At 62.1% G+C, this 10,312-nt stretch carries 4 protein-coding genes and 2 pseudogenes; 4 read left to right on the forward strand and 2 right to left on the reverse strand.

Features of this window, described 5'->3' with window-relative positions:
• Positions 1 to 783: 783 nt before the first annotated feature.
• Positions 784 to 3,717: a PAS domain S-box protein gene (locus F0Q34_RS21075; RefSeq protein ID WP_149814348.1), complete on the reverse strand. Its 2,934-nt coding sequence runs from the start codon at positions 3,715 to 3,717 to the stop codon at positions 784 to 786.
• Between the two features lie 417 nt (positions 3,718 to 4,134).
• On the opposite strand from F0Q34_RS21075, the gene F0Q34_RS21080 reads away from it, so the two are divergent.
• The 4 genes and pseudogenes from F0Q34_RS21080 to F0Q34_RS22420 all read left to right on the forward strand — a co-directional run.
• Positions 4,135 to 5,271 carry an FUSC family protein gene (locus F0Q34_RS21080; protein ID WP_149814349.1) on the forward strand — a complete coding sequence of 379 codons (1,137 nt, stop codon included), beginning with the start codon at positions 4,135 to 4,137 and terminating at the stop codon, positions 5,269 to 5,271.
• A gap of 823 nt (positions 5,272 to 6,094) precedes the next feature.
• Positions 6,095 to 6,304 carry a hypothetical protein gene (locus F0Q34_RS21085; protein ID WP_149814350.1) on the forward strand — a complete coding sequence of 70 codons (210 nt, stop codon included), beginning with the start codon at positions 6,095 to 6,097 and terminating at the stop codon, positions 6,302 to 6,304.
• Between the two features lie 14 nt (positions 6,305 to 6,318).
• Positions 6,319 to 8,202: a hypothetical protein gene (locus F0Q34_RS21090; RefSeq protein WP_149814351.1), complete on the forward strand. Its 1,884-nt coding sequence runs from the start codon at positions 6,319 to 6,321 to the stop codon at positions 8,200 to 8,202.
• A 494-nt stretch (positions 8,203 to 8,696) separates the two neighbouring features.
• Positions 8,697 to 9,254 (forward strand): annotated as a pseudogene (locus tag F0Q34_RS22420) (IS3 family transposase); the annotation flags it as partial.
• A gap of 606 nt (positions 9,255 to 9,860) precedes the next feature.
• Here the strand turns inward: F0Q34_RS22420 and F0Q34_RS22425 are convergent.
• Positions 9,861 to 10,211, reverse strand: a pseudogene (locus F0Q34_RS22425) (hypothetical protein).
• Between the last annotated feature and the right edge of the window lie 101 nt (positions 10,212 to 10,312).

Genomic DNA, 10,312 nt, shown 5'->3' on the forward strand with positions numbered 1-10,312 from the left:
AAGTGCATGGACCAGGTGCCTCCGCCCAAGGCAAGGGCGGCGGCGCCAAGCCAGGCAGTGCCCATCCAGCGGCCCGCCGTTGCCAGTGCTCGCCCTGCCAGGTCCAATGCTGCGAAGGAGGCGGTATTGCAACCGCGACGGATAAGGTGACGAGGAGCGGGTCCTGGCTCCCAGAGATCAAGTGGCCATTCAAGCAGCGTTGTCCTTCCAGGGAGGCCTGGGCCCCTAGAGGACCTCGTGCGTTTTTTAGGCACCCCAAACCTGATCTCGATAACTCAATTCATAGTTGTACAAACGCGATTGTTCAACACTCGAACCTTGTCTTTGGCTAGCAACGGATAGGGGAGGATTTGCTCTATCGGACTGAAGAATTACGATGGATGGCCCAACGGCAGGGATGTTCAAGGCGGCAACTTCAGGGCCGCGCCGCTTTCGAGATAATCCTTCCGGACAGCGGACCGCCTCCGGCGGCTGCACTGGCCATGGCAGCCCAGAACAAAATCGAGTTCTGGTTACGCTGAAGACCCTCAGACCACAGAGTGGCTGCAAAAACCGCAAGCAACAGCAGCAATGTAACAACTTTTATACCCGATAATCCGCGCATCTCAGACCGGAGATCCCGTCCGCCGCGCCGATGGTGGCAACTCTTCCGGAATTGCTATCGCTAGCATGCAGATGGACGGCTCCGGCAAGCCACCGTCCCCGCAACCACCCCTCACCATAAAACCAGAGACCGATGGCTCAGCCTGAATAATATGTCCCGGCAGATCCCGAGCATCAGCGTCATCCAGGCGACTCTCGGGCCAAGATAGACCGGACCCGCTCGACCAGGACGCTGAGCTGAAAAGGCTTGCCGATGACCTTGGATCCTGGCGGCAAGGGCGTGGCAGCGTAGCCCGTGATGAACAGCACCGGCACTCCGGGCACATGCTCGCGAACGGCTTCGGCCACCTGGCGCCCGTTCATCCCATTCGGCAAGCCAACATCCGTGATCAGCAGATCGATCCCGTTCCCGTCTTCCAACAGGCGCAGCGCAGCAGGCCCGTTGCTTGCCTCCAACACCTGGTAGCCGTGCTCGCGCAGCCATTCGGCCGCAGGAATGCGAAGCGCGGCCTCGTCGTCCACCAGCAATACCTTTCCACCCGTGCAGGTCATATCCGGCACTGAAGGTGCCACAGCGCCCTCCGCTCTTTCCACGCTCGTATGCTTCGGCAGCAGAAGGCGCACAACCGTGCCCTGCCCCTGCTCGCTCTCCAGCCGCACGAGGCCACCAGATTGGCGCACAAAGCCGTAGACTTGGCTCAAGCCCAAGCCAGTGCCCTGCCCCAGCGGCTTGGTGGTGAAGAACGGCTCCACGGCCCGCCTCAGAACCTCTGGCGACATACCCGTTCCGGTGTCCGCAACCGCGATCTCGACGTACTCGCCGGCTGCAAGCTCATCCTCGGCCGTCAGATCCGCTGCCGAGAGGCATGCATCCGCCGCGCTGATGGTCAACCGGCCTCCTTCGGGCATGGCATCGCGTGCGTTGATGCACAGGTTCAGCAGCGCACTTTCCAGTTCATTGGCGTCGCAGAGCACGCCGCCAACGTCGTCCCGCAGCCGCAGTTGTAGCCCGATCTCCGGCGTCACCGTGCGCTGGATCAGGTCCGCCATGCCCAGGATCAGCTCGTTCACACGGACCTGCCTCGGCTCCAGACGCTGCCGCCGCGCGAACGCCAACAGGCGTCGTGTCAGACCCGCCGCCCGATCGGCGGCCTCGCGCGCCGTCTCCAGATGGGGCGCCACCAGCTCGACATGGCCGGTCGCCACGCGGAGTTCCGCCATGTCGAGGCTGCTCGTGATGCCCTGAAGCATGTTGTTGAAGTCATGCGCGATGCCGCCTGTTAGTTGGCCCACCGCTTCCATTTTCTGGGCCTGGCGAAGAGTCTCCTCCGCCGCCATCAATTCCGCCGTCCGCTCGCTGACCCGGCGCTCCAATTCGTCGGCCAGCTTGCGCGCTTCGGTGATGTCGACGTTGCAGCCGGTGTAGCCCAGGAATGTTCCCTGGTCGTCTGTGCGGGGCACGCCCTCGCAGCGCAGCCAGCGCACCTTGCCGGTCTTATCATTCACTCGCGCCTCGGCTCTGAAGGGCTGCCGGGCCAGGAAAGCCCTTTTGAAGGCACTTCGGAAGGAGGCACGATCCTCGGGTAGCAGGACACTTTCCCAGTTTTGCCCTAGCACCGCCGCCGCAGGTCGCCCGAACAGGTGGTCGTGATGCATGTTGGCGAAGACCACCTGCCCCTCCGCATCCGTCATCCAGATCAATGCCGGAGCACTGTCAGCCATGTGACGGAAGCGTGCCTCGCTTTCTCGCAGGGCTGCCTCGGCGGCCTTGCGCTCGCTCACGTCCTGACCGATCTTGAGGAAGCCACGCAAACGGCCATCCGGATGGCGCAGCGCCGTTCGGCTTCCCTCGATGAACACCCGGCTGCCGTCCTTGCGAACATGCCAGCGCACGTTCGGTGCGGCGCCTTCCCGGCCGGCGATCTCGACTTCCTGCATCGGAATGCCAGCCGCCCGGTCCTCCGGCGTGTAGAGCATGGCGCTGTAGCGCCCGAGAGCCTCCTCCGCGCTCCAGCCGAAGACATTGACCGCGCCTGGCATCCAGGTATCGATCCGGTCCTGCGGATCGGTGGTGAAGATGGCGTAGTCTCGCGCGCTCTCGACAATGACGCGCAGCCGCTCCTCCCTGTCCCGGACCGCCTCCTCAGCGCGCGCTCGCTCAAAGATTTCCCAAGTTCGCCGGGCGGTATCCTCAACGAGCTTTACCTCCGTGTCGCGCCAGCGGCGTGCTACCGGCTCGTGCACGAAGAGGATCGCCGTCAGCCTTCCCTCCCGAAGCAGGGGCACTACTACCAGGGCGCGCGCACCGATGCTGGCCCATGTAGCGGCGTAGTCGTCACCGAGCGTTCTGGAGTCGGCGAGGCAATCCTCCACCACCAGACTCTGACCTGCCCGGAGTTCTGCGATGGCAGCCGGGCCGAACCCGTCCAGTGGACGGACTTCACCGGCGAGGCTGGCGATCGTGCCGTTGCCCCAGTCGCGATCGACGCGCACGGTAGTGCCTGCCGTGTTGATCTCGCCATAGCCGACCCGAGCGGCGCCAAGATGGCGGCCAAGCGCCTCGGCCGCTGTCAGCGTGACGCGCTGGAGGTCAACAAGGCCTCGGAGATCTTCCTCCAGGCGGAGCAGGAAGGTTTGGCGGCGTTCGGCCAGAACCTTCTCAGTGGTCTCCAGAACGGTATCAAGGAATCCGGCCACGCGGCCCGCCTCATCGTAAAGAGGGCTGTAGCAAAAGGTGAAGAACGCCTGCTCAAGATAGCCATGGCGTTCCACTGTGACCGGGAAGTCATCCATGAAGATGGCCTCACCAGCGAGGACGCGTTCGACGACGGGCCGAAGCGTGTCCCAGGCCTCGGTCCAGACTTGGTCGAACCGACGCCCCAGTGCCTGCGGCTTGGCGCCCAGGATCGGCCGGAAAGCCTCATTGTGGATGGTAATGAGTTCGGGGCCCCAGACGATGCAGGCCGGAAACTTCGAATTGAGCACCATGCTGGCCGCGGCCCGCAAGGAGGCAGGCCAGGTCTCAGGCGGGCCGAGCGGTGTCGCGGCCCAGTTCTGGGCCTGGCCGAGCGCGCCCAGTTCCCTGTCCGCCGAGGAGGAGGGGCAGGGCGTCATCGGCCGCTTGTATGCCCCTGGGGCATCGCGCGGGAAAACGCCGGCGGCGTGGCTTGACCACGCTCATCCGGCGCCAGGGATCGAGGGGCCGCACGAAGGCCATCGCTAACGCTGCGGCAGCGGCCGGCTCCAACGCCATCGTTGATGAAGGTTTCGGATTCCGGCGTCGGTGATACGTTGTGGGCATTGCGGGACAGCATCGCACTAGAGGATGCCGTTCGATCAATCTATGTCAATCGGCGTGACCTCAGGCCCGGCTCAGCGGTTGAGGGACCGCTGGAGCGGGACAATTCGACAGCCGCCAACCCGGATGATGGCATGAGATCTCTTCCCGCTCCTGTGGAGCGCCTTAGAGGAGATAGGCAAGGCGCAGCGTGACTTGAGCAACAATGCGACGCGGCAAGAATTCTCCTTTGCATGATACCGCCTCCAGCGCCCGGCAATCCACACCCCGCCAAATCCTCTTTTCGCCGGTTCTGCACGCATTGTCTGAACGCAGCCCGCTGGGATCCTATTCGCCTGGCAATCCAAACGATCCTGGCCGTTTTAATTTCCTACAATATCGCACAAGGATTACGTCTTCCCGAGCCATCCTGGGCTGTGTTCTCCGCGCTGTACGTCATCCAAGGCAGCATTGGCGGCACCCTGACCGCGGCGAGGGACCGGGTTCTGGGAGCCGTGCTAGGCTCCATAATCGCCCTGGCCTGCATTTACCTGATTGGCCTCGGCAGCTGGCGCACAATCTTGTCCCTGCTGGTCGGGATCGGGACCATGAGCCTCATCGCGGGATTCAGGCCGAGGTTCAGCTATGGCCTGGTTCCGGTTGCCATCCTGATCGTCGCGCCAGGAATGGAGTTGATCGAGGACGCACTGCTCAAGGTTGCTGCCATTGCGCTGGGAGCAACAGCCGGTGCGGCGGCAAGTGCTCTCATCCTGCCGCGCCAAGCCCGCCGCAGTGCGGAACAGCACCTGGCGCAGGCGCTAGGAGGGTGTGGTGCCCTCCTTTCCGCATGTATGACAAGGATCCTGGAACAGGATCTGGCACAGGATACGGCGGATCTTCAGGCGGCACACGCGCGGATTGCCCGTGAACTCGCTGCAGCCCATGCCATGATCCAGCAAACGCGGCTGCGCCGGAGGCAGGCACATCATGTTTCCCTGAGGGCTCTTCTGAAACAGACTGAGCGGCTGTGGTATACTCTCGCCATGGCGGATCGTCTCAGTGCCCGTCCGCTGCCAGATAGGGCCAAAGACCGCCTGATCGAGCCAGTGCGGAATGCCACGCAGACAATGAAATGCCTTCTTTGCGAAAGCGGTGAGGCACTGGTTGGTGGAACCCTGCCAGCCCATACCATCAGCGGCCAAAGCCCGGCCTGTGAGGTTATAACGGCCATTGAGAACATGCGTCTCGAAGGACTCTTGCAGTCAATGCCGCGGGAAGAGGTTGAGCAAATCTTCGGCCTGTCGCTAGCTTGGCAGCAGTTGACGCGGAACATGGATGACATTTTGGAGATCCGAGGTGATCATGTCCGCGAGGATGCCGCCTCATCATGAGGCGGGGGCGCAACTATTAGTTGTACAATCCGCATGAAAATTAGACGCTCAACATGGCATGCGTCTCTGGTAGCGCGCGGGTTACGAGAGAGCCGTCCCCGTGGCCAAAGTCCTGGAACTAGCCCGTACGGAGGGAGAGCTTCCGGACTTCATCAGCAGTTCTTCCGAGCCGCGTTGGATGGCTGGTGAAAGGGCGGCGAAAGGCTGCCTTCGCTCCGCTTCATCACGCCTGGAGTGCATTCAAGGACGAACCGCATCCCATCCCGGAAGGTGCCCTTGCCCCGGATGGGCCGCTCGGAAGTGGAAGGGCGCCTGCGGCTCAGCCCCTCAGCTTTGAGAATGCGCCGTTCCGCGACCAGACAGCAGTCAGTATGCTACTGCGATCACGTGCTACACGACGCATTCCGCGCTAGGCTCCGTTGCTCTATGCCCGCCCCTGGGCAACTAGCACGATTGAGCACCGCAGTGAGGGGCTGTCCAGCCACAATCGACAGCTGCAAGCGGACTGCGCTGAGGAGTCATTGGATGACTTTGAAACAGCTCCTGTGAGGGTGGCCGCGCATAAGCCATAAATTCATTGCAATTTCGATCCGAAAAGCGTTCCTTTCGTGGGGGTCGTTGGAATTCTGGAAGCATTGCTGACGAAGGTGAGAAGACGCAGTGAGGCTGTTCTGCGCCTGACTACGCAACGCTGCTGGTACTTTCCTCTTCGTCCGGCAGGTTCCGGAGAAAGCTGAACACATTCCTCCGTGTATTATCGCCTTCGTCGTCAGCGAGCCAATTCTGAACTCCACGCCTCCCATTATCCAGGAGGATCTTCTCCATGTTTCAATTACTGACGAATTTTTCGGCGGGAGAGCTGTTCAAGCGGCAACTTCCCGTCTTCCTGGCCGCCTTCGTGATTGCTGAGATGTTCTACAAATTTCACAGCTTCACCTTGGAATGTGCGGCATTCCTGGTCACTTGGTTCGTGCTCGACGCCGCCCTGCACCTGCTGATCAGGCCCAGGCCGCCGCATCGCACGCCGCATTGAGCGGGAGCAAGTCCATGCCAAACGCCAGTGAACGCCGTGACGACGGCGGAACAGTCGAGCGCATGCTCGAGGAAATGACATATCAAACCGACCTACTCGGCCGGATGCTGGCCGAGATACGGCGCTCTAACTGCCAACTGGAACAGGTTGCGAGCCAAACTTGCGAAATCCGGAACGAATTGCACCGGCAAACCGCGCTCCAGAGATGCCTGCTGAAGCTGACAACCTACCAAGTTGAGATAGCTCGGGCGGGCAGTCCTGGCTTGGCTCAGCTTCTCGATTGCAAGTACGGCTTCGGCCGCTGCCTCGACATCAGCGGCTGCGAGGGTGGCGAGGCGCCCTGCAAGCACGTCCCCTGCCCAGAGGTGCAGGAGCTGGAGCGTGGCTCGGGCGAGTCAAAAACTGGAAAGGTCCGACCGGGCCGGGTCAAAGACGCGCCTCACCCACCTGTGCGGCGGGATGACAGCCCGTCCCGGCAACCGAACTCACGCCCTCCTCGCATCGTGCCTACGGGACCATTCCGCGGCATCCTACGCCGCAGCCAGAGCTCGGGATTACGTGACCTTGCATCAGGGAACCCCAGTGGCTCTGGTCTTGATTTCCCCGTCTGGACTGATGATCCGTCGGTTGCACCTGCCAGCACCAACGCGGCCGACATTAGTGGCGCCAAGGGCGGCCGGGTGATCCTGTTGAGCGGTAACTGGTACATCGACTATTCGACTGACGGCGGCTCCACCTTCACCACACTCGACCCGACCACAGTCTTCCCCGACACTCTGGCAGGAGGCTTCTGCTGCGACCAGATTCTGCAATACGCGCCGCAAATCGACCGCTTCTTGTGGTTGCTCCAGTACCGCTCTGCTGCCGGCGGTGACAATGCTTACCGCCTTGCAGCGGCAAGCCCGCAGGATGTCATCGACAGCAACTGTACCGCCTGGACCTATTGGGATCTCACCTCTGCCAGCTTCGGTCTCGGTACTGACTGGATGGATTATCCTTCCATGTCCTTGGGCGACGGTGAGGTGTACTTCAGTTTTGACGTACTTGACACAACTGCGGACACGATCAGTGACAACGGCCTCGTGGTGGTGCGGCTCAATCTTTCTGAGATTGCAGCGGGTGGTACGGTCAACTTTTTCTTCACCAACCCATCTGACGGCGCCGTCGCATGGGGCAGCGGCGTTTCCCAGGATACCGGCAATGAAGTTTTCTGGGCCGGCCACGTCAACAACAGCACTCTGAGGGTCTTCAGTTGGCGCAACGATACGGCCACTTACTTCTGGCGCGACATCGGGGTCCGCAATTGGCCAAACGGTACGCTCAGTTCAACCGGTCCGAACGGCAACAACTGGTTCGGCGGTGGGGTCACCGCGGCTGGTGTGAGCACAGGCTTTCCAAATAATGCCGTGATCGGCATTACGCGGCGGCTTAATGAGCTTTGGCTTGGCTGGACTGCCAGCAACGGCGATGGTGGAGGGGGTGGGTTTGATTTTCCTCATCCGCATGTCCAGATCGTCAAGCTTGATATCGGAGGATGGACAGTGATCGAGCAGATGCAGGTCTGGAACCCGGATCATGCCTTCGGCTACCCGAGCCTCGCCACGAACTCCGACAACGAAGTCGGCATCGCTCTGGGTTGGGGCGGAGGCGGCAGCCTGAATGCTAACAGTGCTGTCGGCTTCATGGGCGACTTCGTTGTCTGGTTCCGTGACGGCAGTACCTGGACCCATACGCGCTGGGGCGACTACGTTGCCATCCGTAGGGCAGCACCGGAGTCGCATATGTTTGCCGGCTTCGGTTTCGTGACTGTTGATACGAGCACGGGCGCTGGGCACCGCTTCGATCCCTTCTATGTCCTCTTCGGCCGGGAGCGCAGCGAGCCGCCACCGATCGGCTGACGAAGGCGTCCGACCTGTTCGTGCTGGCCACAGTACGGCTAACTGCAGGGGTGCCAATCCCCAGCACAATCCGCATCAGGCTGGCACGATGAAGTTCTATCGCAGACCCTCTCAGGGATACGGTACTTCTAAGGCGAAGATTGGAACCTGATCGGAGCCCCCTCCCTTCTCAGAGCCCGTTCTCTAATCGGGCTTTCCAGGTCAAGCGCCGGTGTGGGGGCGGTTCCCTGCCGGGGTCATGGTTCTCTCCAAGGTCGGTGTAATCCGCCCCATGATGGAGGTCAGGGATGGGGCGCCGCGATGTTTGAGGCGGCCTGATCAGGCGATGTGCGCCTGATCGGCCAACGAGCTCTGCGCAGTCGCTCACACCCACCGTCCCGGCAGGAACTGACTTCCCCGGGAGAAATGGAGGGCGCTCAGGTAAGGTCGAGGACCTGGAGGGCGCGATGGGAGATCCACGTCAGCGGGGCTGGACGGAGGGGTTCAAGCGGGAGGCGGTCCGGCTGATGCGCGACAACGGCCTGAGGGCCCTGCAACAACGGCGGTTCAAGCGCACCACAGACAGCCAGCACAACAATCCGGTTGCCTCGAACCTGCTGGAGCAGGACTTCACGGCCACCGGGCCGAACCAGAAGTGGGGCAGCGACATCTCGTATATCTGGACAGCCGAGGGCTGGCTCTACCTGGCCATCGTGGTGGACCTGTACTCCCGCCGGATCGTCGGCTGGTCCGTGGGCGACCGGCTGAGAAAGGAACTGCCTATGGCTGCCCTACAAAGAGCCCTGGTCACGCGCATGCCGCCGCCGGGCCTGGTGCAGCATTCTGATCGCGGCAGCCAATATTGCTCCGGCGCATATCAGCAGATGCTGCGTGATGCAGGTATCGCCAGCTCGATGAGCGGCAGGGAAAATTGCTTTGACAACGCGATGGTCGAAACCGTGCTGAAGACCCTAAAGGCGGAACTGGTCTGGCGAACTGTCTTCCTGTCACGCCAGCACGCTGAACGCGCGCTTGGCCACTATATCGACGGCTTCTACAATCCGTGGCGACGGCTGTGCCTTCGAAGCCGCGACATAGTTCAACAGCCGCTCTCCACTCTCCAAGGGCAAGTCAAACGAGACCGTGTCCGGGCATTAAGGGGGCAAGCTCACTGGCCAGCCTGCCCCAGTCATCAGCCCCCATTTGGTGCTGATGGCCTGCGCACGGCAGGCGGCGCTGTCCAGGTGGACCATCAGGTCCTGATCAGGATCGCGGCGGGCAAGCGGTGCCATGGTTGGTCCTATGGAACAGAAAGGCGGCTCGCTCATCAGACACCGGCACCCCTAGTCTGGCCAGACAGCTTGGTCTGAGGCGTGAGGCAGCAGATCACCAGCCATTCTCAAGGCGAAGAGCGGAGAACGGTGCCATCCTTGGATCCGATAATTCGCGCCCCTTTAGTGCGGCTCCGGTGAGCTGCCTCACTCCGCCGGCTGCCAGCTTTTCGAGGCGATGCGTGAGTTGCGCTGGTGCTAGTGAGAGTTGCCAGAGCAAAGCTGCCAGAGACCCAGAAACGCAAATATCGGCAGCTTTTGTAATCTCTGCATCCAGGCCGTAGGTGACCGAAATGGTTGCTGTAGCGCCTCAGAGGCCGGGTTCCACCATCAGGCCGCTCCGTGACATCAAAGGACGGGCGTGCCAGGCTCCAGGCCGAGCAGGACGCGGCCCACGGTCTCAAAGTTGGCGCTCTGGACCTGGGCGTGTTGGGACGCTGTGTGCACGTCGCGGAAGCATCGCTGAAGCGGGCAGTGCTCGTACACCGAGGTGCCTCCACCGATGTCGTAGGCGGCCTGCACCACTGCTTTGGCCACCTCCCCTGCCTAGGCCAAGGCCAGTCGCACCGCGATCCGCTGATCCAGGCTGACCGGCGCGCCACTCGCGATAGCGCGCCAAGCCGCGTCACAGGCCTCGAACAGGAAGGCTCGCGCCGCCCGCAACTGCGCCTCCGCTCGCCGCAGGGCCGCGTGCACCACGGACCGGTCGCGCAGGAGGACACTTCGAAATGCCTCGCTGTTCGGGCGCTGAGGTGATTCACTGGCTCCGGTCAGCGGAGGCAGTGGCGATGGCGAATCAG

Origin of the sequence: Teichococcus oryzae (assembly GCF_008386565.1) — a bacterium.
GTDB lineage: Bacteria > Pseudomonadota > Alphaproteobacteria > Acetobacterales > Acetobacteraceae > Pseudoroseomonas > Pseudoroseomonas oryzae.